The organism is Aeromonas sp. S9(2024), from assembly GCF_041403185.1.
GTDB classification, from domain to species: Bacteria; Pseudomonadota; Gammaproteobacteria; order Enterobacterales; family Aeromonadaceae; genus Aeromonas; species Aeromonas enteropelogenes.
In genome coordinates this window covers 1-23696 of record NZ_JBGLRE010000002.1, presented here as the reverse complement: position 1 = coordinate 23696, position 23696 = coordinate 1, and the positions used below count along the sequence as shown (strand labels likewise).

General features: G+C 57.9%; 22 protein-coding genes, 1 tRNA gene and 1 riboswitch. Of the genes, 13 read left to right on the top strand and 10 right to left on the bottom strand.

The annotated features are described in order from the left end of the window. Nucleotides 1–31: 31 nt before the first annotated feature. Nucleotides 32–739, bottom strand: coding sequence for a lytic transglycosylase domain-containing protein (locus ACB028_RS03395; protein WP_371143771.1), 708 nt, complete (start codon nt 737–739; stop codon nt 32–34). Between the two features lie 281 nt (nt 740–1020). Here ACB028_RS03395 and ACB028_RS03390 point away from each other — a divergent pair, with 281 nt between their 5' ends. Next, nucleotides 1021–1500 carry a GNAT family N-acetyltransferase gene (locus tag ACB028_RS03390; protein ID WP_042027413.1) on the top strand — a complete coding sequence of 160 codons (480 nt, stop codon included), beginning with the start codon at nt 1021–1023 and terminating at the stop codon, nt 1498–1500. Here the strand turns inward: ACB028_RS03390 and ACB028_RS03385 are convergent. After that, on the bottom strand, nt 1462–2004 hold the full coding sequence (locus tag ACB028_RS03385; protein ID WP_342017178.1) for a DUF1439 domain-containing protein: 543 nt from the start codon (nt 2002–2004) through the stop codon (nt 1462–1464). The two genes, ACB028_RS03390 and ACB028_RS03385, sit on opposite strands and share 39 nt — an antisense overlap. A 99-nt stretch (nt 2005–2103) precedes the next feature. Here ACB028_RS03385 and cls point away from each other — a divergent pair, with 99 nt between their 5' ends. Together cls and ACB028_RS03375 are read left to right on the top strand one after the other, a co-directional pair. After that, nucleotides 2104–3585 (top strand): cardiolipin synthase, encoded by a 1482-nt coding sequence (gene cls, locus ACB028_RS03380; RefSeq protein WP_042072789.1) that lies wholly within the window; start codon nt 2104–2106, stop codon nt 3583–3585. Nucleotides 3586–3688: 103 nt separating this feature from the next. After that, entirely contained in the window at nt 3689–4951 is a 1263-nt protein-coding gene (locus tag ACB028_RS03375; protein ID WP_371143509.1) for a DUF945 family protein, read from the top strand. Between the two features lie 55 nt (nt 4952–5006). On the opposite strand, the gene purU is transcribed toward ACB028_RS03375, so the two are convergent. Continuing rightward, entirely contained in the window at nt 5007–5843 is an 837-nt protein-coding gene (purU, locus tag ACB028_RS03370; protein WP_042027403.1) for a formyltetrahydrofolate deformylase, read from the bottom strand. Between the two features lie 232 nt (nt 5844–6075). After that, a riboswitch (FMN riboswitch) is annotated at nt 6076–6233 on the top strand. A gap of 105 nt (nt 6234–6338) precedes the next feature. Here purU and ribB point away from each other — a divergent pair. Together ribB and ACB028_RS03360 are read left to right on the top strand one after the other, a co-directional pair. After that, the gene (gene ribB / locus ACB028_RS03365) at nt 6339–6992 is read left to right on the top strand and encodes a 3,4-dihydroxy-2-butanone-4-phosphate synthase (protein WP_042027402.1); all 654 of its coding nucleotides are present in this window, start codon (nt 6339–6341) and stop codon (nt 6990–6992) included. Between the two features lie 224 nt (nt 6993–7216). Next, nucleotides 7217–7459, top strand: a complete 243-nt coding sequence (locus ACB028_RS03360; RefSeq protein WP_005334342.1) for an Lpp/OprI family alanine-zipper lipoprotein — start codon at nt 7217–7219, stop codon at nt 7457–7459. Nucleotides 7460–7606: 147 nt separating this feature from the next. On the opposite strand, the gene ACB028_RS03355 is transcribed toward ACB028_RS03360, so the two are convergent. Together ACB028_RS03355 and ACB028_RS03350 are read right to left on the bottom strand one after the other, a co-directional pair. After that, nucleotides 7607–8455 (bottom strand): tetratricopeptide repeat protein, encoded by an 849-nt coding sequence (locus tag ACB028_RS03355; RefSeq protein WP_371143508.1) that lies wholly within the window; start codon nt 8453–8455, stop codon nt 7607–7609. Next, a complete protein-coding gene (locus tag ACB028_RS03350) occupies nt 8452–9174 on the bottom strand; it encodes a 4'-phosphopantetheinyl transferase superfamily protein (protein WP_371143507.1) in 723 nt (240 codons plus the stop codon). The genes ACB028_RS03355 and ACB028_RS03350 overlap by 4 nt, the downstream gene beginning before the upstream one ends. A 275-nt stretch (nt 9175–9449) precedes the next feature. Here ACB028_RS03350 and ACB028_RS03345 point away from each other — a divergent pair, with 275 nt between their 5' ends. The 4 genes from ACB028_RS03345 (at nt 9450) to ACB028_RS03330 (ending at nt 13651) form a co-directional block, all read left to right on the top strand. Then, entirely contained in the window at nt 9450–9938 is a 489-nt protein-coding gene (locus ACB028_RS03345) for a C40 family peptidase (protein WP_042027399.1), read from the top strand. 152 nt (nt 9939–10090) lie between these two features. Continuing rightward, nucleotides 10091–11035, top strand: a complete 945-nt coding sequence (gene rlmF, locus ACB028_RS03340; RefSeq protein WP_371143506.1) for a 23S rRNA (adenine(1618)-N(6))-methyltransferase RlmF — start codon at nt 10091–10093, stop codon at nt 11033–11035. A 244-nt stretch (nt 11036–11279) separates the two neighbouring features. Next, a complete protein-coding gene (locus ACB028_RS03335) occupies nt 11280–12005 on the top strand; it encodes a MaoC family dehydratase (RefSeq protein WP_042027394.1) in 726 nt (241 codons plus the stop codon). 230 nt (nt 12006–12235) lie between these two features. Continuing rightward, entirely contained in the window at nt 12236–13651 is a 1416-nt protein-coding gene (locus ACB028_RS03330; protein ID WP_371143505.1) for a DASS family sodium-coupled anion symporter, read from the top strand. Between the two features lie 76 nt (nt 13652–13727). Here the strand turns inward: ACB028_RS03330 and ACB028_RS03325 are convergent, their stop codons facing one another. Continuing rightward, the gene (locus tag ACB028_RS03325; RefSeq protein WP_026457253.1) at nt 13728–14714 is read right to left on the bottom strand and encodes a DUF481 domain-containing protein; all 987 of its coding nucleotides are present in this window, start codon (nt 14712–14714) and stop codon (nt 13728–13730) included. A 21-nt stretch (nt 14715–14735) separates the two neighbouring features. Beyond that, a complete protein-coding gene (locus ACB028_RS03320; protein ID WP_371143504.1) occupies nt 14736–15653 on the bottom strand; it encodes a L,D-transpeptidase family protein in 918 nt (305 codons plus the stop codon). A gap of 308 nt (nt 15654–15961) precedes the next feature. Between ACB028_RS03320 and ACB028_RS03315 the strand changes: the two genes are divergently transcribed. Beyond that, nucleotides 15962–16051, top strand: a tRNA-Ser gene (locus ACB028_RS03315). Nucleotides 16052–16220: 169 nt separating this feature from the next. Here the strand turns inward: ACB028_RS03315 and ACB028_RS03310 are convergent. Continuing rightward, nucleotides 16221–17063 (bottom strand): MurR/RpiR family transcriptional regulator, encoded by an 843-nt coding sequence (locus ACB028_RS03310; protein WP_042027392.1) that lies wholly within the window; start codon nt 17061–17063, stop codon nt 16221–16223. A 162-nt stretch (nt 17064–17225) separates the two neighbouring features. On the opposite strand from ACB028_RS03310, the gene ACB028_RS03305 reads away from it, so the two are divergent. Next, nucleotides 17226–18782: a PTS transporter subunit EIIC gene (locus ACB028_RS03305; protein ID WP_042027389.1), complete on the top strand. Its 1557-nt coding sequence runs from the start codon at nt 17226–17228 to the stop codon at nt 18780–18782. An 8-nt stretch (nt 18783–18790) separates the two neighbouring features. Further along, a complete protein-coding gene (locus ACB028_RS03300; protein WP_371143503.1) occupies nt 18791–19477 on the top strand; it encodes an N-acetylmannosamine-6-phosphate 2-epimerase in 687 nt (228 codons plus the stop codon). A gap of 448 nt (nt 19478–19925) precedes the next feature. Here the strand turns inward: ACB028_RS03300 and ACB028_RS03295 are convergent, their stop codons facing one another. Both ACB028_RS03295 and ACB028_RS03290 read right to left on the bottom strand, forming a co-directional pair. Then, a complete protein-coding gene (locus tag ACB028_RS03295) occupies nt 19926–20855 on the bottom strand; it encodes an alpha/beta hydrolase (RefSeq protein WP_371143502.1) in 930 nt (309 codons plus the stop codon). A 49-nt stretch (nt 20856–20904) separates the two neighbouring features. Next, nucleotides 20905–21822, bottom strand: a complete 918-nt coding sequence (locus tag ACB028_RS03290) for an alpha/beta hydrolase (RefSeq protein WP_371143501.1) — start codon at nt 21820–21822, stop codon at nt 20905–20907. Between the two features lie 123 nt (nt 21823–21945). Here ACB028_RS03290 and ACB028_RS03285 point away from each other — a divergent pair, with 123 nt between their 5' ends. After that, entirely contained in the window at nt 21946–22869 is a 924-nt protein-coding gene (locus tag ACB028_RS03285) for a LysR family transcriptional regulator (RefSeq protein WP_371143500.1), read from the top strand. The last annotated feature ends 827 nt before the right edge of the window (nt 22870–23696 follow it).

The window sequence follows — 23696 nt, the reverse complement described above, 5'->3', positions numbered from 1 at the left end:
CAGGGTTGGTGAGAACGAGAAACGACGAGGACTAGAGCCCCTTGGCCTGCAGCATCTCTTTATAGCGCTGGTGCAACAGCTGGACGCGTTCTACATAGGCCTGGGTTTCGGCATAGGGGGGGATCCCGCCATGCTTTTGCACGGCGCCCGCGCCAGCGTTGTAGGCGGCCGTTGCCAGTGCCACGTTGCCATCGTACAGTTTGAGCAGCCCCGCCAGGTATTTCACCCCGCCAAAGATGTTCTGCTCCGCCAGCAAGGCGTTGCCAACCCCGAGCTCCCGCGCGGTGGCAGGCATCAGCTGGGTCAGCCCCATGGCCCCCTTGCGGGAAATGGCCAGCGGGTTGAAGGCTGACTCGGCATGGATCAGGGCACGGATCAGGGCTGGCTCCACCTGATAGGCCTTGGCGGCTGCCTTGATGGTGCTGGCATAGTCGTAGAGAAACAGTCCCGTGGTCTGCCAGTTGACGCGAGAGTCGGGATTGCAGGCGAAGCAGTCATTGAACAGCAGCAACTCATAATGGCCCTGCTCCGGGATCATATCGGAGTAGCGGGTTACTCCGTTTTGCTGCACCGATTTATAGACATGGATCTGCTTGCTGCCGGCGGGAGGAGCCGGTTGGGGGGCGGGTTCCACTTGTGCGACGGGCTGTGGCTCGGAGGTCACAAAGACCACTTCTGCCGGGAGAGGTGTCTGGCTCCAGCCCGGGATGGGGATCAACAGTAGATGGCTCGCCAGCATCCATGCTTTCAAGTGCGTTCTCCTTGTCGTGTACAACTGCTTGAGTAAAGCATCATGGCCAGATCGGGACAAGCGCTGAACGGCAGGCCGGGGCCGATTGGGTGAGGCGGGTCACAGCCTGTGACACCGGATGGGGCAGAGGTGCGGCTTTGCCCGCGCCGACGCTTTTTTGTCGCGGGCAGGCGTGCTATCTTGCTGGGTCAATCTGGTCGGATTAGTCCACAATATCTGACATTACCAATTGATTAGCAAAGGATTTGTTTGTGACTCGCACGCCGGCAATGGAGCTTACCTTCGAAGAGTACTGCGACGCCGACCTCTCTCTTATCAGGGATTATTACGAAACGACCTTCTCCCACTATGTGCCGGATCTGGCCGAGCGGATCTTTGTCGTGCGTGATGCTCACTGGCTGGTAGGAGCGGTCAGGTTGCGGGACGAAGACGAGTTCTATCACCTGTGCGGGTTTCGCTTGCTGCCTCATTACCAGTCTCTGGGGCTGGGCTCACGGCTGCTGCAATATGCCTGCGACGGCTTGGCTGACAAGCCGGTGGTGTGCCAGGCACTGCCCTTCGAGAAACCCTTTTACCTCAAGGCTGGCTTTGTCGATATGCGGCTCGATCGTCTGAGAGGCGCCCTGCACTCCCTCTATGAGCGGCAGTTGCAGCAGGGTTATCAGGTGGAGTTGCTGGTGCGACAGAGCGCACCAGCAGAGATGGGCTGGTTAGCGGGGATTAGTCAGCAAGTGGATTTTGCCCGGTGACAGCTCCACCCCCAGCAGGTTCTCCTTGAGCCAGGCCTGCTGCGGATCCTTGTCGTCAAGCCGATAGACGGGCTGGGTCTCCAGGCGTTTTTCCATGCTCTGCAGCAGCATGCCGAGCATGAATCCGAATTTTTGCTGGGCGGCTTCCGGCTCCAGCTTGTACTCCACCAGCTTCATATTGTCGAGAAACAGGGCACTCTGGCTCTTGTCGTAGCGGGGCCTCGCCTCGTAGGTCATCTGCAGGCTGGCGTCATATTCGGTGTTGTCCGGCAGCGCTATTTTCAGCTTCCCCTTGCCATAGACACGGGCGGTATCCGGCTGCTGGCGACCGATCTGGACGTCGCTCTGCTCCAGTAGTACATGGGCCTTGATGATGCCGGGCAGTTCCAGTTGTTTGTCGACCTTGATCTGGGATTGCAGGTACTGGTTTATCTGTTGTTCATTGATGTCATATGAGCCTTGACCTAGCATGGCCAGGCTGAGCAGCATAGATTGCAGGATCATGGATGAGACCTGATTGAATGGATGTGCCCTACAGCATACCATTCTGGCCTGATGGGGTCTGCCCACCGTTCTGTTTGTCGATTAGAAGAGGAGTTCCCGTTGTTTAACGGTCTGGAACACGATCTCCAACTGCTGTTTTCCCGTTTTCTGGGTTGGCTGCTGCTGTTATTTCACACCGTCATCGTGGCCGGTGTGTCGCTTAGGGTGGTGATGAAGCGCCGTCCCATCGGGGTGTCGCTGGCCTGGCTGGCCCTCATCTATGCCATCCCGTTTGCCGGGGTGGGGTTCTACGTCCTGTTTGGCGAGATCCGGCTCGGCCGTCGCCGCGCCGAGCGTGCTCAGGCCATGTACCGCCCTTATGCCATCTGGATCCGCCAGCTGGCCCGTCTGTTTCCCCAGCACTGCTGCGAGGTGGGGGCCAAGGCCCAGCCGCTTCATGATCTGATCCAGGGCCGCCTGGCCATGCCTATGCTCTCCGGCAACCGCATGACCTTGCTCAACAAACCGGACTGGATCCTGCGGGAGATCGCCCAGGATATCCGCCGCTCTACGCTCTCCTGCTATCTGGAGTTCTATATCTGGCACCCTGGTGGCGATGCTGACATGGTGTGCGAGGCCCTGATGGAAGTGGCACAGCGCGGTGTAGATTGTCGTTTGCTGCTCGACTCGGTGGGCAGCTCGCAGTTTTTCCGCTCCCCCTGGCCCAAGAAGCTGCGCAAGGCGGGGGTCAAGCTGGTGGAGGTGTTGCCCGTCGGTGCCTGGCGCATCCCGTTCCAGCGCCAGGATCTGCGGATGCACCGCAAGCTGGTGGTGATCGACGACAGGGTTGGCTACACCGGCTCCATGAACATGGTGGATCCCCGTTTCTTCAAGCAGGATGCCGGGGTCGGCCAGTGGGTCGACATCATGATCCGGGTACAGGGACCCATGGTGCCCCTGATGTGGTCCATCTTCGTCTGGGACTGGGAGATGGAAACCGGCGAGCGCTTACTCGACAGCCTGCAGCACGAACCCGAAGCCTGGCCCCAGACCGATTATCGCGCCCAGCTGATCCCCTCCGGTCCCTTCGTGGGGGGAGACTGCATCCAGCAGAGCCTGCTGCTGGCCATCTATCAGGCCCACAGCCATCTGGTGCTCACCACCCCCTATTTCGTACCGGACGATCCCCTGGCGGCCGCCCTCAGCTCGGCGGCAGCCCGTGGCGTGCAGGTGCAACTGGTGCTGCCGGCGCGCAACGACTCCATCATGGCCAACTACGCCTGCAATGCCTTCATGGAGGAGCTGCTGGAGGCGGGGGTGGAGATCTATCGCTACGACGCCGGCCTGCTCCACACCAAGAGTGTGCTGGTGGACGACGATTTCGCGCTGGTGGGCACGGTCAACCTGGATCGCCGCAGCCTCTGGCTCAACTTCGAAGTGACCCTGCTGGTAGACAATCCGGCCTTTGTCGCCCAGATGAACCAGCTGGTGCAGGGGTATATGGCGGAAGCCACCCCCATGACCCTGGCCCAGTGGCGTGCCCGCCCCTGGTACAAGAAGGTGATGGAGAATATCTTCTATCTTTTCAGTCCCCTGCTGTGACCAGCATGACGAGCTCTGGCACGGGATTTCCGTTCATTGGGCTTGCCTGGTCGGGAGCTGGCCCCGTAGAGTGCAGTGACAATCCCTGGAGACTCATCAACATATGAAAAAAATAGTGGCCCTGGCCGTCGGCGCGGCACTGGTAGGTGGTGGTTTGGCGGCGTGCTGGTATACCGGCAACAGCTTCGATCGCCTCATGACGGAGCAGATTGCCAAGGTCAAGCATGACAGTGGCCTCGATCTCGCCTGGGTGCCTGGTAGCAGCAATCTGTTCACCCGGGACGGCGTGCTCAAGCTGGTGATCTCGCCCCAGGAGATGGCGGCGTTTGACGGTGGCATGGGGGGCGATCAGCCGCTGGAGCTGCAATTTACGGTCAACAGCCGCATCCTGCCGCTCTATATCAAGAGCCATGCCCTGCTCGATACCCGGCAGGGGTCGCTGGCCCCTGTATTCAGCGCTCTCAAAATGGAGCAGTGGCAGTTTGGCATGGAGTCGTTGAGCAGCCTCTGGACCATGAGCAACAGCAGCCGTTTCTGGGCCAACGAGTTCAAGGTCAAACAGGGGCTGGATGAATTCAGCTTCCTGCCGCTCAATGGCGAGTATCACGGGGATCTGGACGGCAACGGCCATATCACCATGAGCTGGCAGGGGATGACGGTGCACGAAGAGCAGAACAAGCTCGATCTGGTGTTGGCAGACATGAGGGGGAGTGCCGATCTGGCCGAGATCAGCGGCATCCTGCTGGCGCCCCAGAGCGAGATGACCCTGGCGGCGCTGACACTGCAACTGCCCGATAGCGCCAGGATTGCCTTGCAGGGGATGAGCACCCAGACCCAGATCAAGGGCAACGATGCCCAGACCCTCTCCAGCACTTATCAGATGAAAATTGCAAAGCTCAATCTGGAGAACGAGTCCGATGCCCTGGCGGTGACTGACGCCTCACTGGCAGTCAGCCTCAATGGCCTGGATCTGGAGGGCTACCAGGGGCTGCAGGCAGCCGGTGGCCAGGGGATCGACGAAGTGGCGGTCCAGCAGGCACTGGACAAGATGCTCAAACGTGGTGCCAGCCTAGAGCTGACGGATCTGAGTGCCAAGCTCAATGGCGAGCCCGTCACCATGAAGGGGGAGGCGACCCTGGCCCCGACCTCGCTGGAGCAACTGTTCAACAGCGAACAAGGAATGCAGGCGCTGACCGGGGTGCTGCACGCCAGCCTTGGCGACAAGCTGGGCAAGGCGGTACCACAGCTGGCACCCATGCTCGATCAGCTGACCCTGATGGGTTATCTGAAGGCGCAGCCGCCTCACCTCAACGCCGAGCTCAAGCTCACCAAAGAGGGCGTAACGGTCAACGATCTACCGCTCTGACATCGTCGCAACACAACAAAGGCTCCCAAGGGAGCCTTTGTTGTTTGAGGTGGCATTACTTGAACACCACCGTCTTGTTACCGTAGACGAACACCCGCTCATGCAAGACCAGCTCCAGGGCGCGGCTCAGTACCGACTTTTCCACATCCCGTCCGGCCTTGGCCATGTCATCGGCGGTGAAGGTGTGATCCACGTGGATCACGTCCTGCTCGACGATGGGGCCTTCATCCAGATCGTCGGTGACGAAATGGGCGGTAGCGCCGATCAGCTTGACTCCGCGATCAAATGCCTGGCGATAGGGGCGGGCACCGATGAAGGCGGGCAGGAAGGAGTGGTGGATGTTGATGAGTTTGCGCGGGTAGGCGGCGACGAAGCTTGGGGTCAGTACCCGCATGTACTTGGCCAAGATCACGTAATCGGGATCATAGCTGTCGATGATGGCGCGCACCTGCTCCTCGTGCTCGGTGCGGCTCAGCTCGTCGTGGCTGACGGTATGAAACGGGATATCGAACTTGCCGGTAAGCTCGGCCAGGGTGTCGTAGTTGCCGATGACAGCGACTATGTCCATGTCCAGCGCGCCGGCGTAGTTCTTCATCAGGATGTCGCCGAGGCAGTGAGCCTCCTTGGTCACCAGGATGACGATGCGTTTCTTGCCAGCCTTGACCAAGCGGCGCAGGGCCCCGAGCGGCAGGGCATCATCGAGGTCGGCCAGCAGGGTCTCGTCATTGAAACGCCCTTCCAGCTCGGTGCGCATGAAGAAACGGCCATTCTCGTGGTCAACGAACTCATCGTTCTTGATGATATTGAGCTGATGCTTGTAGCAGATGTTGGTGATCTTGGCGATGAGGCCCTTGGCGTCCGGGCAGTCCGTCAACAGTATTTTCTTTTCCATCTCTGTCATTTTCCGTTTGTGGTGTTGGCGCCTGTCGGGCTGCGCAGGCGGCGCGTTTTTTCAGGCACTATGCCACAAACAAATTGAGGCCATAAAGAAATTCGGCGGCTCGTCATGGTCTTCTGGGTCAGGGCGGTCTGAGTCTGCAACAGACGAGTCCTTCCATAGTCGGTTTTCGCGTTGACAGGGATTTGGGCTGGTATCTGCAACCGTTTTTCTTTAGGCTGTCCGGGCTTATTCTCAGGGCGGGGTGAAATTCCCCACCGGCGGTATCCCGATTGACTCGGGGAGCCCGCGAGCGCCCGACCCCGGTTTGACACCGGGTCGGGGTCAGCAGATCCGGTGAGATGCCGGAGCCGACGGTTACAGTCCGGATGAAAGAGGATAAGACAGACTATTGCAGGCAAGCCCCCCGCGGGCCAGCCGCTGCATGCCTATCTCTGTCTGCCTTTCCGTGCCCTGATTCTGGTCCTTGTCTTGTTTAGGAGTTTTACCATGAATCAGTCTCTACTCAGTGAATTCGGTGATCCCGTTGCTCGTGTCGAAGCTGCGCTCGAGGCCTTGCGTGCCGGTCGTGGCGTTCTGGTTGCCGACGATGAAGATCGGGAGAACGAGGGCGACCTCATTTTCGCCGCGCAGTCCATGACCAACGAACAGATGGCGCTGATGATCCGCGAGTGCTCCGGCATCGTTTGCCTCTGCCTGACCGATGAGCGGGTGCGCCAGCTCGAATTGCCCATGATGGTGGAGGCCAACTCCAGCCACTATCAGACCGCATTCACCGTCACCATCGAGGCGGCGCAAGGGGTCACCACCGGTGTTTCCGCCGCCGATCGCATCACCACCATCCGCGCCGCCATTGCCGATGGCGCCAAGCCGGGGGATCTGCATCGCCCGGGCCATGTTTTCCCGCTGCGGGCCCGCACCGGCGGGGTCTTGACCCGTCGTGGTCACACCGAGGCGACGGTCGATCTGATGCAGCTCGCCGGGCTCAAACCGTTCGGCGTATTGTGTGAGTTGACTCGGGAGGATGGCTCCATGGCGCGGCTGCCGGATCTGGTCACTTTTGGTCGCAAGCATCAGATGCCGGTCTTGACTATCGAGGATTTGGTGCAATATCGCCAATTGTTGTCAGAACAAACCGCCTGAGGCTCATACGAAATTGTAATAAGGGAAGTTTTTGGTTAGTCTTTGTGCGTACCCCGGTTACGTGACACTCATTTTTGGTCGATTCTGGGTAAAAAATGCTCGGTCGAAAAAAAATGAGGGTTTTAATGCATTTATCTGTGCTGGGGGCTATGCAAAGTATGATTTTTTTGTGCCATAATCACGCCGCTTGCTAAACGTCTGGCGAGTTCAAGGGAGCTTTAAAAATGAAAAAATTGTTGTTGGTAGGTGTTGTTGGTCTGTCCGCTCTGCTGGGTGGTTGCGCTAACACCAGCGAACTGGAAACCTCCGTTCAGAATCTGTCTAACAAAGTTGACCAGCTGGCTCAAGATGTTAGCGCAGTTCGTGCTGATCAGTCCAAGATCGCTGCTGATGTTGCTGAAGCCAAGCAAGAAGCTATGCGTGCTAACCAGCGCATCGACAACATGGCTACTTCCTACAAGAAGTAATCCATGCAAAAAAATGGCGCAGCAATGCGCCATTTTTTTATGTCTGAAATTCACCAATTCTTTACCTGACGTTCACTTCCTGACCCATGAGGTCATGCCGGTTTCCCGGCACTCCCCCACGTAATTCCACACGTTATTTCGCGTCTCTCAATAGAGCAGGCTGTAGAGTTTGCGACGATAGTTTTGCGCCGCCGGCGTACTGCCCATGGTCGCCAGAATATCGAGATAAGTTTTTCTGGCATCGCCAAACGCCAGATCCCGCTTGAGAATGCTCAGCAGCAGCCCCAGCGCCTCTTCCTGACGTCCCGCTTGGTTGTATTGCACCGCCAGATCCTGAGCCAGGGCAAAATCATCCGGATGTTCGGCGTAGCGCGCCTCCAGTGCCCGCAGCTCAGGGCTGTCGGCAGCTTGCAGTGCCAGGGCAAGCCGTGAACTCAGGGCCTGGTAGTGACCATCCTGCGCCACCATGGGGATCTGACCGAGGAGCTCCTGCGCTTCATCCAGCAGATTGAGGTCGAGCGCCGCCTGAATGAGCCACAGGCTGATATCGTGACGGTCAGGAGCCAGCTGGTGGGCCTTGCCAAGATGGGCATAGGCGGTGCTGGGCTGCTCGTCGGCCAGCGCCTGCTGGGCCTTGGCCAGCAACTCTTCCTCCTCCTTGGGTGCGAAGGCGGCAAAGTACTGGCGCAGGGTGGCCTCATCCTGCGGGCCTTCGATGATCGCCTGTTCGTCGGGGCGGCCCTGATGGAACAGCACCAGGGCGGGCAGGGCGCGCAGCCCGAGCTGGCTGGCCAGCGGCTGCAGCTGGGGATCGTTCATGTCCACTTTGGCCAGGGTCACCTGCGGGTTGGCAGGGCCGACCAGAGATTCGACCAGCGGGTTCATTCCCTGGCATTCCGGCATCTGCGGCGCATGGAAGTAGATGACGACCGGCTTCTTCATAGAGGCATCGATCAGTTCGGCGTGAAAATTCTGGGGAGTAATGTCGACGATCATGAGTTGGACTCTTCAGAAAGGGTGTTGAACAACATGGGGCTGATGGCATGGCAATTCAAGCGTTCATCCAGCCGGTAGCAGTGAACCTGGGAATGACTGGCCGCAATGCTCAACCAGCCGCTGGCAAATGGCCAGTCCTGCACCTGGTAGCACGTGTTATCCAGCCGGTTGTCGAGACGCCACCCCTCTTCCGGGAGGAAACAGATCTTCTCAAGCCCGGCGGCGATGCCGCCACCATGGGCTTTGAGCACCGCCTCCTTGCGTGACCAGAGCCGGTAAAAGGCACTCTCCTGTTGAGCGTCTGGCAGCTGACTGAGCCAGCTGTATTCGCTCTTGGCATAGAAGCGCCGGGCGAGGGGCAGGGGACTGCGGCGGCGCATGCCCAGCTCGAGATCGACCCCGAGCGGCCCCTGCGCGCTCAGGGCCAGCACCAGCCAGGGACCACTGTGGCTGAGGTTGAAATGCCAGGCATCATCCTGCAGCCGTGGCTTGCCATGCTCCCCCTGGCCAAAGTGCAATTCACTGGCCGGTTGCTGCAGCCGTTCGGCCAGAAGCTGGCGCAACAGGCCCCGGCTGACCAGGTACTCCTGGCGCCGCGCCGGCAGCGTTATCGAGTGCCAGATCTCTCTCTCTTCTGCGGATAACAGGGTGGTCAGCCGGGTGAGCTGGGCTTCATGGATGTCTGCCGGTCTTAACAAAAAAAGATCCGTGGCGGTCATAATTTTTCACTTTAAAAAGGGGCTGAAACAGGGATAAAAGTCAGTTTTCTATGAGGCCCGAGGCCATTTCGGGGATTGTATATTGTTTGTTCATGATCACATTAATTATGAAAAACAACGCATTTACTTGCAAAAATGTGACCTCGATAGGGATTTTCACTTGCCTCGATAGAATTCTTGGATATAGTCGAGTGCTGTTGCCTTATGAATTGCCCTTTGGGGCCGTATTTTAACAAGATTTACGCTTTTACGGGGATAAAGGATTGCGCCACCTGATGCTACTGCTGGTCGCGCTCGGTATGGTGGGTTGTGCTTCGGCACCCCAGCCCGAGGTCGCGAGCAAGATTGAAGTTGCCATGATGGAACCCGTTGTCGAACCGGAACCGTCGCAAACACCGGATGTGAACGAAATTCTGACCGTGTACAAAGAGTGGCGCGGTACACCCTACCGTTATGGTGGCACCACTGAACGTGGTATCGATTGCTCGGCGTTCACCCGCGAAGTATTCCGCAATGCCATCGGCATCGAATTGCCCCGGGATACCCGCTCCCAGGTTCATGAAGGCGCTCGCGTTGCCAAGCAGGATCTGGTCGAAGGGGATCTGGTCTTCTTCAAGATCAATCGTCGCCTCAATCATGTCGGCATCTATGTGGGTAATGGCGAGTTCATCCACGCCTCCACCCGAGCCGGGGTAACGCGCTCCAAGCTCGACAGTGCCTACTGGCGCAGCAAGTTCTGGCAGGCACGCCGGATCGATATCTGAGTCAGGCTGGACAAACGGCTCGCGGTACGGACTGTTTTTCCAACCTCACTTGAACCGGGCTCTCGCAGCCCGGTTTTTTTATGGCCGTCATTTAGACTTTACCGCCTCAAGTCACTATAGTGTGGCCCCCGTTTTTCCTCGGCAGACCCAATATGACATCGCACAGTGACCGCAAATCCGGACTCCATCCCCGCAACCGTCATCAGGAGGGTTACGACCTTGAGGCACTCTGTCTGGTGACTCCCGAGTTGGCAGCCCATGTGTTCACCAACGACTATGGCAAACGCACCATCGACTTTGCCGATCCGGTGGCCGTCAAGGCGCTGAACAAGGCTCTGCTGGCACGTCACTATGGCATTGCCCATTGGGATCTGCCTGCCGGTTATCTTTGCCCGCCCATCCCGGGGCGCGCCGACTATCTGCATCGGGTGGCGGATCTTCTGGCCGAGAGCGCAGGGGAGGTGCCCAGCGGCAAACAGGTACGGGTGCTGGATATCGGGGTCGGTGCGAACTGCATCTATCCACTGCTGGGGGCTCGAGAGTATGGCTGGCGCTTCGTGGGGGCGGATATCGATCCCGTATCGGTCAAGGCAGCGACCCTGCTGGCCGCCAGCAATGGCCTCGGCAAACAGATCGAATGTCGCCTGCAGACCAATGCCAGGCAGGTTTTTCGCGGCATCATTGGGCCCAGGGAGCAGTTTTCGCTGACCCTTTGCAACCCGCCGTTTCACGCCTCGCTGGAGGAGGCGAGCAAGGGAACCGAGCGCAAGCTGCGCAATCTGGGCAAAGGAGAGGCGGGCAAGCCTGTGCTCAATTTCGGCGGTCAGAAGGCCGAGCTCTGGTGCGAGGGAGGCGAGGCGGCTTTTCTGGCCAACATGATTGGTCAAAGCTGGGAGTTTGCCGGCCAGTGCCTCTGGTTCAGCTCCCTGGTTTCGAAGAAAGAGAACCTGCCTGCAGCGAAAAAAGCGTTGGGTCGGGTCGGCGCCGTCGACGTGCGGGTCATCGACATGGCACAGGGGAACAAGATCAGCCGGGTATTGGCCTGGACGTTCCTCGACAAGGCCGCTCGAACAGCCTGGTGGTCCAGAACCCGATGAGTTGTTTTTCACAAGGCCCGGCAGGGCCTTTTTTGATGACTTTTTTGGTTGTTTTTTAGCTAAATCAAGGCGTTTTGCCATCCGAACCCAGCTTGGCAGATTATCTTTATTTAGGACCTGTAAGTAGTCACTTTCGCCTTGGTACAGTTGTACGCCGAGATTTTTTTGCACTTTCACCTGTAACTTTAATAAAATAGGACTGGTTAGACCTCTTATAGGCATTGAATCGAATAGGGATCGGTAGATGAAAGTTGTCGATTTTCTGAAGCACAAGCGCGAAATTTTGGCGCAGCACCCCTTTGAGCTCAAGGATTGGCTCTCTCCGGCGATCCGCGACTACTGGCGTGAGTTTCAGCAAAAGGCACACCTGCATCCTTTGCTGGGGCGCGTGCTCGACCCTCACGGTGAAACCCAGCACGGTCAGCAGCAAGAGTCCGTCGCCGTCGCCCAGGTTGCCAATGGCCAGCCTGCCATGGTGCAGGAGCCGGCCATCGAGCTGGACGAGGCCGCTGCCGCACTCTATGCCGAGTTGCAGGGCCGTATCGGTGAAGAGACTCACGTCGGTGAATGGCTCCATGTCAGCCAGCAGATGATCGATCAGTTTGCTGCGGTGACGGGGGATCACCAGTGGATCCACACCAATCCCGAGCGTGCCGCCGCCGAGTCGCCCTTCAAGACCACCATCGCTCACGGCTTCCTGACCCTGGCGTTGCTGCCGCAGTTGACCGGTTCGGTTGACGAGAGCACTCCCGAGTTTCCCACCGCTCGCATGGTGGTGAACTTTGGTCTCGACCAGGTGCGTTTCCCCTATCCCATCAAGGTGGAGAGCAATATTCGCGCGCGCACCAAACTGGCCCGCGTCACCCCCATCAAGGGTGGGTTGGAGCTGCTCAAGGAGATCAAGGTGGAGATCGAAGGGATCCGCCGTCCCGGCTGCGTCATCGAGTCGGTGACCCGCATCTATTTTTAATCACGTCTTTGCAGTAAGTCGTTGAACGGGCCCGCTTTGTCGGGTCCGTTTTTGTATTGGGCGAAGAGAGGGTGGTCTGCCCATGACAGCCAGTGTCATGAACAGCTTGATATGACTCACAAAACCGGTGTCGTCGCAGTTAGCCAGCTCTCATTTTGATAAGACGGCGAACTGATGAGATAGCATTTTATGCCACTATTGAATCCTTGCTCCCTATCCTGGAGAAAATAGTGCCAATTAATCACAAGATTATTCTGCCTGTGCTGCTCAGCCTGTTTATCCTGTTGATCCCGACCCATTGGATCCCGTTGGAGGGGATCACAGTGGTGGAGCAGCGGGTTGTCGCCATCTTCGTGCTGGCCGCACTGTGCTGGATCCTCGAGCCCATCCCCATCTTTGCCACCTCGGTCCTGATCATAGTGCTGGAGCTGCTGCTGCTCTCTGACAAGGGGCTCTGGTTCATGACGGCCGACAAGGGCGAGACCGGCTTTGGCACCTTGCTGACCTCGACCGAGATCATGGCTACCTTTGCCTCCCCGGTCATCATGCTGTTTCTCGGTGGCTTCTTTTTGGCCATCGCCGCGACCAAATATCATCTGGACGTGAATCTGGCCCGGGTGCTGCTGCGCCCCTTCGGGCGCAATCCGCGTGTCGTCATGCTGGGTCTCATGCTGATCACCGCGACCTTCTCCATGTTCATGAGCAATACCGCGACCACGGCCATGATGCTGGCGATCCTGGCGCCGGTATTGGCGGTGTTTCCCGACAAGGATCCCGCCAAGATCGGGTTTGTGCTGGCGATTCCCCTGGCGGCCAACCTGGGGGGGATAGGCACACCGATTGGTACGCCCCCCAACGCCGTAGCTCTCAAGTACCTGACCGGTGAGCATGCCATCTCCTTTGGTCAGTGGATGGGATTTGCGGTGCCCTTCGTGGTGCTGTTGCTGCTGCTCGGCTGGTTCCTGCTTGGGCGTTTCTATCCCAGCCAGCTCAAGCAGATGGATCTCAAGATTGAGGGGCGCTTCATGCAAACGCCCCGGGCCTGGGTGGTTTACCTCACTTTTATCCTCACCATAGTGTTGTGGCTGATGGGTGACCTGCACGGCATGAGTTCCTATGTGGTCGCCATGATCCCGGTGGCGGTATTCCTCATCACGGGCATTATCACCAAGGAGGATTTGCACAGGATCTCTCTGGACGTGTTGTGGCTGGTATCGGGCGGTATCGCGCTGGGTCTGGCGCTGGAGGATTCCGGATTGGCGGAGCGGCTGATCACCCATATCCCGTTCCATGAATACTCTACTTTGGTGGTGCTGGTAGGGGCCTGTCTGCTGGCGGTAGTGATGGCCAACTTCATGTCCAATACGGCGACGGCCAACCTGCTGTTACCACTGGTGGCGGCGCTGGCCGTCAGCATGCCGGGACTGGCCGAGTGGGGGGGAAGCCACACCCTGATCCTGGCAGTCACCATTTCGGTATCCCTTGGCATGTCCTTGCCGATCAGTACGCCACCCAATGCGTTGGCCCACGCGACCGGTCTGGTGGAGAGCTACCAGATGGTGCGGATCGGCGTCATCATGGGGTTGGTTGGCACTGTTCTGGCCATGGTGTGGATCTACCAGATTGCCGCCTGGGGTCTGATTTGAACCCGGATCATGCAATAGTAAAGGGGAGCCATCACGGCTCCCCTTCTTTATATGGCTGTATTTGACAGTCGCTTGCCTAGAAACTGGCACCCAGGCTGATCAGATGGCGGATCTCGCTCTCCTTGAGGCTCTGCTCTACCCCCTCATACCGGATCTCCCCATCCTGCCAGTCGAGCTCACTCGACCAGGAGAGGCGGATATTGTCGTTGAGGTAGTAACGCAGTCCTATGCTGCCATTGATATCCTGCTCCAGGGTGACATAGGGGGACGGCTGTGACAGATATTTCAAATAAGTCCCCTTGCTGAACAGTTCTAACTGCTGTTGCCAGAGCGAGAATGGCTGACGGTAATCCCAGCCCAGGCTACCGATGGGGTAGCTGATGATGCGGGAATCAAACAGGCGCAGGCCTGTCCAGCTGCCGTCGCGAAAATAGGTGCGCTGTATGCCCGCCTGGGCAATCAGTTCGAGCCGCCTGCGCTTGTCGTTCCAGAAACGGTAACCGGGGCCCGAGCTGAAGTCCAATTGGAGGTAGTTCTCATCCAGCATGTCGTACTCGGCATTGAGGGAGTTGCGGACAAACCAGTGATTGTTGAAGAAAAAGTCCAGGGTCGGGTTGAGTTTATAGTCGTGACTGTTGGTCTCGCCATTGGCGGTTTCGTAGTTGTACTCCCCTGACAGGCTGTAACGCCAGTCGAGGTTGGCGACCTCCGTCTTGCCCTTGATGTTGATGTCGTTGGTGCGGGTCTCGTTCTCCTTGAGCTTGATATTGAGATCGCCATTACCGGTCCAGAGCCAGGCATTGCGCTCATCCTCATCCCCCTGAAATAGCGGTATGCCCCCCTTGGCCGTGGCTCTGGGTTTGTCCTGCTTCTCCAGCCGCCAGCGTTTGACTGCTTCCCGTTTGATCGTCACGGCCTGGCTATAGGGCAGGGCGATGCGCACCGACTCATCGGTGATCTCCTCTATGGTTCCGGTCAGGCGATCGCCGTTGCGCATCCAGAGAATGTCCTTGGCCCATGAGGGGGGGCTTGCCAGCATGAACAGGAGGAGCAGGTATCTCATGAGCAATGATGACTCCGGTACTTAGCCGCTGATAGGTCGGGGCAGCCCGTTCTTGCTGTCCAGTGCGGCGGTGACATCGGCCTGAGTGACCTCGGGCGCGCTGATAAATTGCTCGATGGCTGGTGACAGAACCAAAGGGGCGCCATTTTCGAGTTCTTCCTCGGTACGGGACAGGGGCGAGTGCACCTCCAGCCAGCGCCGGCCATCGGGTTCGATGGCGACCTTGACCGGCTGGTTGATGACCCGTACCGGTGTGCCGACGGGCACTATCTTGAACAGCGACTCTATGTCATCCGGACGCAGACGGATGCAGCCGGCGCTGACCCGCAAACCGACGCCAAACTCCTTGTTGGTGCCGTGGATCAGATAATCCCGGTTGCCATAGCCCAGCCGCATGGCAAATTTGCCAAGGGGGTTTTCAGGGCCGGGGGGAACGACCGCCGGCAGGGAGATCCCTTTTTGTTCCAGCCAGGACTTGCGCACCATGGGGCCGGGCACCCAGGTCGGGTTCGGCTTTTTCTCGATGATGGTAGTCGTCATCTCCGGGGTTTCACGGCCGACATCGCCAATCCCGATGGGCAGCACGATCACCTCGTCCTTCCCCTTGGGGAAGTAGTAGAGACGCAGCTCGGGCAGGTTGATGACAATGCCCTCTCGGGGCACATCGGGCAGCAGCATCTGGGTGGGCAGGGTCAGCCGGGTTCCCGGGGTGGGCAGATAGGGATCAACACCCGGGTTGGCCTCAAGCAGTGCCAAAAAACCGGTGTGGGTATTTTTCCCGACCAGTTCCAGATGATCGTTGGGTTGGACTATGTAGTCTTCCAGCTCGCCGATCAGACGGCTGTTGGCGGGCGGGAGCGGGTAGGTCTGGGCCAGCACCTGAGTGGTGCAGAGCATGGTCATGGTCAGCAGGAAGGAGAGAGCAGATTCTATCGGCATGAGGCTTTCCATCAATTCACATCTTTATATCGGGGCGGACATGTCGTCATTTCGCCAAGGAGGGACGCCGATTGTTCCTGAATCGGCCGAGGATTTCCAGTCTGCCTACCGGGTTACATGCTGTAGAAGGGGCGTAACCGGCCTGAACGCGGTCATTTCTGTCATGTTGCCGGCAATATGAAGACAAAATGGGTTTTCGTCCGGAACACACCGAGATGAAGCCAGGTGCTCCTTTTATGTTCAGTCGTTTGATATTAAAGATATTTTTATTGCATTCTTCGGGCTCCTTGGGTAAAAACTCTCCTCACGGAGAGATGCCGGAGTGGCCGAACGGGATTGACTCGAAATCAATTGTGGTAGCAATACCACCCAGGGTTCGAATCCCTGTCTCTCCGCCATATACCAAGCCCAACCTATTGATTAGGTTGGGCTTTTTCATTTTTATCTTTTTCTGGTATACCATTCAGTGTGCCATTTGGTGTTGGCGGACATACTACCCGGATGGATTACATTGGACATCGATCCAATCTGGTGTCCAAGTATTGATGATGCTTCCCTCGCTAGCGATTATATCAACCAAGGCAACGTAGCCTTGGCACTATCCGAGATAGCTCCCGCCAGCTCCGGCCTATTTTCCAATAGCTGTTGACTCAGTAGCTCAATAACCAGCATTGCACTGATCTTGGAGTGGAATGAACCTGCAGTCAGCGGCCCTTCCGGCTTGGCTGCCACCAACAGTTGATCGGCCAGTGAGGCGAGCGGGCTGCGGCTGGTGTTACTGAGAACAATGACGCTGGCACCATGCTCTTTGCCCAGTTGTACCGCATGCAGCAGATCTTTGGTCGAACCCGAGCTGGACACTGCTATCACCACATCCCCCGGTTTCAGGCTAGTCGCGTTCATCGCGGCGCGATGCATATCACTGAACTGTTGAGCAGATATGCCCATACGCAGTAAACGATAAGCCAGGTACTCCCCGATAATCGCACTCGCAGCAACACCATAGATCTGGATCTGGCGGGCCTTCTCCAATAGTTCGGCACTTTGTAAGAGTGCCTGCTGGCTGACCAAGGCCCCGGTATCACGCAATGCCGCCACACTCTCTTCAATCAGAGTGCTAAATGCACTGGTCGCCGATGCCTGAGGTTGGCTGGCTTGTTCCTGCTGGGTTTCCAGAGCCAGCGCCATCTTGAACTCTGTGTAACCACGGCACCCTACACCACGGCAAAGTCGAGTCACGCTGGCCTCGCTGGTGCCACTCTCACGGGCAAGCTCGGTGATGGTCAGATAGAGCACGCGCTGGGGCTGTTCCAGCACGAATTGCCCCAACCGCTGCAGGGTCTGGCTGTATGTGGCGAGTTGATGGCGAAGCAGCAAGAGAACGCGTGGTGCTTCTACAGGTTGATTCAATGGGGACTCCTTCAGGAGGGAGAGGATTCAAATTGCCATGATTTTAACGCGATTCACGTTATGAATGTGAGAGCGGTCACAGCATAAAAATAATTATCATGACATTTAAGTTGTGTTGATAAAAATTACCACCAGTGTGGTTCACTCGTGGAGATTTTTATCATGTCACTGTCCGAGAAGACGGGAAGCAGCCCGTTATTCGAAAAGGCGCAGCGTTTTGGCAAATCGTTTATGTTGCCCATCGCCGTCTTGCCTGCTGCAGGGTTGTTACTGGGGATTGGTGGCTCGCTTTCCAATCCGAACACGCTGGTTGCCTACCCGTTCCTTGATGTGCCCTGGTTACAGGGGTTGTTTATGCTGATGGCCGATGCCGGTGCCATTGTGTTTGCCAACCTGGCGGTGCTGTTTGCCGTGGGGGTTGCCGTAGGGTTGGCCCGTTCTGACAAGGGGACTGCCGGTCTCTCTGCGTTGCTTGCCTATCTGGTAATGAATGCCAGTATCAGCACCTTGCTCAAGCTCTCCGATACCCTGGCGAGCGGCAATCTGGGAGCTGCAGGTCAAGGGATGGCGCTCGGGATCCAGACGCTGGAGACCGGCGTATTCGGTGGCGTGGTTGTCGGGCTGATGAGCTATTGGCTGCATAGCCGTTATAACAAGGTGCAACTGCCGCAGTTTTTGGGCTTTTTTGGCGGTTCCCGTTTTGTGCCAATCGTCTGTTCACTCGCTGCCATCCTGCTCGGGTGTGTGATGTACGTGGTCTGGCCCCATTTTCAGAAGCTGATCTTCGGGATGGGTGGGCTGGTCGATGCCACCGGTTATCTTGGCACTTTTATCTACGGTTTTGTGCTGCGGATGCTCGGTCCATTCGGTCTGCACCATATCTTCTATCTCCCGTTCTGGACCACCGCACTGGGTGGCAGCGAGCTGATCAACGGTCATCTGGTGGAAGGAACCCAGCGCATCTTCTTCGCGCAGCTGGCTGATCCCAATACGGTCCAGTTCTATGAGGGCACGGCCCGCTTCATGTCCGGCCGTTTCATCACCATGATGTTTGGTCTGCTGGGCGCATGTCTGGCGATTTATCACTGCGCTCGACCCGAGAACAAGAAGCGGGTGGCAGGCCTGCTCATTTCGGCTGCACTGACTTCATTCCTGACAGGGATCACCGAACCTATCGAGTTTTCATTCCTGTTTATTGCACCGCCGCTCTATGTGTTGCACGCCTTCTTTGACGGTCTGGCATTCATGCTGGCGCACATGCTCAACATCACTATCGGGCAGACCTTCTCCGGTGGCTTTATTGACTTCATGCTGTTTGGCGTGTTGCAAGGCCAAGCTAAAACCAACTGGATGCTGGTTCCGTTGGTGGGCATTCCCTGGTTCTGCCTCTACTACATTTCATTCCGTTTCATGATCCAGCGCTTCAAGTTCAAAACACCGGGACGCGAAGATCAGCAGGAAGAGACAACGGAAGCGGTCGGCGCCGATCGTGCCAAAGCCATCATCATCGGGCTTGGCGGCGCGACCAACATCAAGGATGTGGATTGTTGTGCGACCCGGCTGCGCGTCTCCGTACATAACGGGGAGAGCGTCAGTGAAGGCTTGTTAAAGCAGACTGGAGCACTTGCAGTGATCACCAAGGGCAATGGCATCCAGGTTATCTATGGCCCGCATGTCACCATTATCAAGAACGAGATCGAGGAGTTATTGGGAGCATGAGTTGTACAATGCTGAACCAGATCAAAGGCAAGTTAATCGTTTCCTGTCAGGCGCTGGAAGATGAACCGCTTCACAGTGACTTCATCATGGGCAAGATGGCACTGGCAGCAGCCCGTGGTGGTGCCAGTGCCATCCGGGCAAACAGCGTGGTGGATATCAAGGCGATCAAGCAGGAGGTCTCCCTGCCGGTGATAGGGATCCTCAAGCGGGATTATCCAGGTTCTGATGTCTATATCACTGCGACCATGCGGGAAGTGGACGAGCTGATGGCCGCTTCGCCTGAGATGATTGCGCTTGATGCCACATTCCATCAACGCCCCGATGGGCTGACATTGGCTCAGATGGTGGGGACAATTCGTGCACGCTATCCGCAGTTAATGCTGATGGCCGACATTGCAACCGTGGAAGAGGCACTGCATGCCGAGCAATTGGGCTTCGACTGCATCGGCACGACGCTTCATGGCTACACTGCCGAGACTCAGAGCCACAAGCTTTATGACGATGATTTTGCCTTTCTGCGCTCTGTGCTGGAGGCGGTCAATAAGCCTGTCATTGCTGAAGGGAATGTTAACACCCCGCAAATGGCTGCCCGTTGCTTGCAGCTAGGCGCTCATGCAGTCGTTGTTGGCGGCGCAATTACTCGCCCGCAGCAGATCACCGAGCGTTTTATCGAAGCGATGGGATTGTCGTCTTGATTACCCTCACGCATAGTTTTTGTTCGGGCCCGGTACGTTAACAGCCCTGGGCGTGTTTGTTTAAAGCAAAAAAATGAGGGAGGCTGAATGCCTCCCTCAATTTTTGCCAAGCACTAAGTTTTGTTTTGGACACGGTTTATCTGGTTGTAGCTCAGTGATATATCGCGGAGTTGTCATTGGTTCCTGTGCTGTAGATGTGTGTGAATATGGCTCCAGCCTTTGTGTTGATTTCGTCGGAGTTGTAGGAACTCGCGGGCAGATGGGGCAAACAGATGTTTGATGATCTCCGCCTTCATCTGGGCTTGCACGGTGGCCATACTGAATCACCACCGGCTTTGTAGACACCTAGCAGTTAGATATGGACTGACCTCGAGGATCAGTACGTTTCGCATATCGGTTGACCTTTCGTTTGTCTCATCAATGGGTGGGGGATGCCCCCACCGCGGGATCACAGGGTGCGCTGGAAGAAGGGCACCACGCTTGCCATGGCGATGGCCACCGGCTCGGGTTTGTCGTAGAGGTCGTAGTGGGACCAGCCTTCGGCCACGACAATGTGCTTGTCGGTGGAGGCGGCGCGGCCGTAGATCTCCCAACCATCCCGATAGGCCCCAAAGCCCCCCGCCTTGTCGCCGATGACCACCATCAGCGGCTGGGTCAGCAGTACCTCGGCGTGGAGGAAGGCATCCCATCCCATGGCGGCGCCGGTGAAGGACATCAGCTGGCGGGTCGCGCCATGGGGCTGCTGGCCGCGCGCCGTCTTGTAGTACTCGGTGGCCTCCAGCACGTCGATGTCGGTGATGCCTGCCGCGGTGGCCGCCGCCACGGACTCTGGCAGCAGATCGGTGGGTTCAGTGGCGCTCCCTTGTGCCTGCGCCGTACGCATCCGGGCGATACTCTGGGCCAGCTCAAGAGGTTTGAACTGGGCGAAGCCTTCGCGGATCAGGCGGCCATAGTTGACCCCGGTGATGGAGACCAGCGCCTTGAGGCGGTGATCCGTGATGCCCGCATGGATGGTGTAGGCGCCGCCGCCGCACACGCCGATGGCGCCGATGCGATCGCTATCCACATAAGAGAGGGATTGCAGGTAGTCCACCGCGAAGCGGATGTCGGAGACCCGAATGGCCGGATCCTCGATAAAGCGCGGCTCACCGCCGCTGGCGCCCTGGAAGCTGGCGTCGGGCACCAGCACCACGAACCCCGCCTCGGCCAACCCTTTGGCGTAGACATTGCCGGCGGTCTGCTCCTTGCAACTGCCGATGGGGTGGGTGCTGACGATGGCCGGGTAGCGCTTTTGCTCGTCGAAATCGGGCGGCAGGTAGAGGTCGGCCGCCGTCTGCCAGCCCAGGTTCTGATAGGTCAGGTTCAATACATGGCTCATGATGATGCTCCTCGATAAGCGAGAGGGGCCTCCCCCTCTCGCGGGCCGATTAGTTCAGGGTCCGCAGGAAGAAGGGAGCTAGTTGGGCGATGGCCTCGTCGACATGGCGGGGCACATCGTAGAGGGACATGTGGTTGGCCCCCTCCACCACATGCAGGGTCTTGTCTGTGCTTGCGGCGCGCGCCAGCAGGTCGTCGCTCATCCACTTGCTGCCGGCCACACTGCCTGCCACCGCCAGAATGGGCTGGGTCAGGAAGGCCTCGGCCTTGTGATAGGCGTCGTAGGTGATGATCTGATTCAGGTTGCGGGTCAGGGCAAAGCCCGGCGCGTTGGGGTGCTCGCAGCGCGGGGTGTGATAGTACTCCCAGGCTTCGCGCAGCTCCTCGTTGGGGGCATCCTCTTCACGCAGGGGCGCCAAGGGGATGGTGGCGTAGGCGGTGCCGGTCGCATCTGCGGTGCGGGCCTGGGAGCCGAACGCCAGATAGCCGGTGGCATCGGCATCCTTGACGCTGTTGTCCCAGCCATTGCGGAACATCTGGCCGATGTTGACCGCGCTGACCATGCCGAGCGCCTTGATGCGGCGATCCTGGATGGCGGCATTGGCGCTGTAGCCGGCGCCGGCGCAGATGCCCATGGCCCCGATCCGGTTCTCATCGACATAGGGCAGCGTGGTCAGGTAGTCCACCACGGCGCTGACGTCCTCGGTGCTGACATGGGGGTTCTCCAGCTGACGCGGCTCGCCCGAGCTCTCGCCCTGATAGGAGCGGTCAAAGGCGATGGCGATGAGGCCCTGCTCGGCCAGCTTGCTGGCGTACAGGCCCGCGGTCTGCTCCTTCACCCCGCCGCCGGGGTGGGAGACCACGACCGCCGGGTACTGCTTGCGCTCATCGAAGTGCGGCGGGAAGTGAACGATGGCGGCCATGGTGATGCCTTGGCCGTTGCGATTGGGGAAGGTGACATGGGACATGGTCGGGCTCTCCGTTAGGTTCAGGGTCGTCATGCTTGACGCGAGTTCGAGCTAATAGTAGTAGGTCTATTGAGCTAGATATACGCACCTATCAAGACATGACTGATTAGCCAGGCTAAACAAATGCCCATAGAACCTTCACTCGTCGCGTCACTGACGTGGTTTGCCCACATCGCCCGCCATCGCAGCTTCACCAAGGCCGCCACCGAGATGGGGGTGACCCGCGCCGCCCTCTCCCAGCACCTCAAGGGGCTGGAGCAACAGCTACAGGTGCGGCTGCTCAACCGCACTACCCGCGACATGTCGCTGACCGAGGAGGGACGGCGCCTGCTGGACGTGCTGCAACCCTCCCTCACGGCCATCGAGCGGGTGGTGAGCGAGCTCAATGACTCCCACCTCGAGCCCTCGGGCCTTATTCGCATCAACAGCTCGCGCATCGCCGCCAGGCTGCTGATCGAGCCGCACATGGGGGAGTTTCTGGCGCGTCATCCCAAGCTGCGGCTGGAGCTGGTGATGGCGGACGGGTTTTCCAACATCATCGCCGACGGGATGGATGCCGGCATTCGCCTGGGAGAGAGCCTGGATGAACACGTGGTGGCGGTGCCCATCACTCCCCCTCTGACCATGGCCATTGTCGGCTCACCCGACTATTTCAGGCAGCATGGCACGCCGCAGACCCCAGGCGACCTCACCCGGCACAACTGCCTGGCCTACCGTTTCACCTCCAGCAACACCATCGACCGCTGGTCGTTTACCTCCCCCGATGAGGAGCAGCACACCCAGATCGTCGATCCCAAGGGCAACGCCGTGTTCAACGACGACGACAGCATGCTGCAGGCGGCCCTGCAGGGGGTGGGGTTGGTCAAACACCTGGATCTGCGGGTGCGCCAGTACCTGAGTGACGGATCACTGGTGCGGGTGCTCGCCCCCTGGTGCCCCCCCTTCCCGGGGTTTTATCTCTACGTGCCGTCGCGGGCCCAGATGCCGGCCAAGATCAGAGCGCTGATGGACTTTCTGGTGGAGAAGCGGGAAGGGATTGCCAGGTAGCGTGCGCAAGAGCTTGCTTGGTGAAATGTCTCCGCCACATTCCAAGCCCGATCTGTTTAAGGAGTGGGCTTTTTTATTTGATTGTCTTGGTCTTTCTTCCTGTATCGGTCGTTGCATGCCAATCCCGCCGGGCTCTTGTGAGCGTTTGCTACCCATAGTCCCGCTTCCTGCGATTGGTTCATGTTGTCTACATGCCCGCTTCTGTAACTGGCTGTAGGCATCCTCTCGACCTTTCCCTTGCGTGACGCAATTTCCCATGACTCATCGGATGCACTTCACAGTTGGGATGGAAAAACAGGCGTCACTCGGTGACGGTTCTTTTTCATCAGTGGGGGTCTCCGGGGGCGCAGGAAAAGTCACGGAAGCAGTTCATTGACCCTTGTGTATCTATGACGGTGACAGCACCACGATTGTCCTGAGGTGTGAGGAGGGCACTCGCATCATGGTGATTTGGGCTGCTGGCATCAACGCGGAAAGCGTGCACCTGTGCCGGTGCAATATTGCGAGTGGCTAAATTGTCGCCATTACAGTGAATCGTTCTGAACTGCGCAATGTATTGCGTATTAACCAGATTTAAAAACTGGATGGGCAACGATTAACGATGTATTGAGTGAGATAAAGCAAAAAATTGCTTGTTGTTGCATGGCAATTAGCGCGAGCTATTGGTAACTCATTGATAGTTAATGAAATTTATAGATGGCATGGACGCTGCTAACAGATTCGCTCGAGTGCTATCTCATTTCACTAATCTATCAGGAGCATATCCATGCCAACTCCATGTTATATCAGCATCGAAGGTAAAACCCAGGGCAACATCACCGCGGGTG

Coding starts and splice junctions, on each gene's coding strand:
- ACB028_RS03305 (WP_042027389.1), top strand. CDS start 17,226: ATGTCACTGTCCGAGAAGACGGGAAGCAGCCCGTTATTCGAAAAGGCG.
- ACB028_RS03335 (WP_042027394.1), top strand. CDS start 11,280: ATGAAAGTTGTCGATTTTCTGAAGCACAAGCGCGAAATTTTGGCGCAG.
- ACB028_RS03295 (WP_371143502.1), bottom strand. CDS start 20,855: ATGAGCCATGTATTGAACCTGACCTATCAGAACCTGGGCTGGCAGACG.
- ACB028_RS03355 (WP_371143508.1), bottom strand. CDS start 8,455: ATGATCGTCGACATTACTCCCCAGAATTTTCACGCCGAACTGATCGAT.
- purU (WP_042027403.1), bottom strand. CDS start 5,843: ATGGAAAAGAAAATACTGTTGACGGACTGCCCGGACGCCAAGGGCCTC.
- ACB028_RS03360 (WP_005334342.1), top strand. CDS start 7,217: ATGAAAAAATTGTTGTTGGTAGGTGTTGTTGGTCTGTCCGCTCTGCTG.
- ACB028_RS03385 (WP_342017178.1), bottom strand. CDS start 2,004: ATGATCCTGCAATCTATGCTGCTCAGCCTGGCCATGCTAGGTCAAGGC.
- ACB028_RS03300 (WP_371143503.1), top strand. CDS start 18,791: ATGCTGAACCAGATCAAAGGCAAGTTAATCGTTTCCTGTCAGGCGCTG.
- ACB028_RS03290 (WP_371143501.1), bottom strand. CDS start 21,822: ATGTCCCATGTCACCTTCCCCAATCGCAACGGCCAAGGCATCACCATG.
- ribB (WP_042027402.1), top strand. CDS start 6,339: ATGAATCAGTCTCTACTCAGTGAATTCGGTGATCCCGTTGCTCGTGTC.
- ACB028_RS03375 (WP_371143509.1), top strand. CDS start 3,689: ATGAAAAAAATAGTGGCCCTGGCCGTCGGCGCGGCACTGGTAGGTGGT.
- ACB028_RS03285 (WP_371143500.1), top strand. CDS start 21,946: ATGCCCATAGAACCTTCACTCGTCGCGTCACTGACGTGGTTTGCCCAC.
- ACB028_RS03320 (WP_371143504.1), bottom strand. CDS start 15,653: ATGCCGATAGAATCTGCTCTCTCCTTCCTGCTGACCATGACCATGCTC.
- ACB028_RS03345 (WP_042027399.1), top strand. CDS start 9,450: ATGCTACTGCTGGTCGCGCTCGGTATGGTGGGTTGTGCTTCGGCACCC.
- ACB028_RS03350 (WP_371143507.1), bottom strand. CDS start 9,174: ATGACCGCCACGGATCTTTTTTTGTTAAGACCGGCAGACATCCATGAA.
- rlmF (WP_371143506.1), top strand. CDS start 10,091: ATGACATCGCACAGTGACCGCAAATCCGGACTCCATCCCCGCAACCGT.
- ACB028_RS03390 (WP_042027413.1), top strand. CDS start 1,021: ATGGAGCTTACCTTCGAAGAGTACTGCGACGCCGACCTCTCTCTTATC.
- ACB028_RS03325 (WP_026457253.1), bottom strand. CDS start 14,714: ATGAGATACCTGCTCCTCCTGTTCATGCTGGCAAGCCCCCCCTCATGG.
- ACB028_RS03395 (WP_371143771.1), bottom strand. CDS start 739: ATGCTGGCGAGCCATCTACTGTTGATCCCCATCCCGGGCTGGAGCCAG.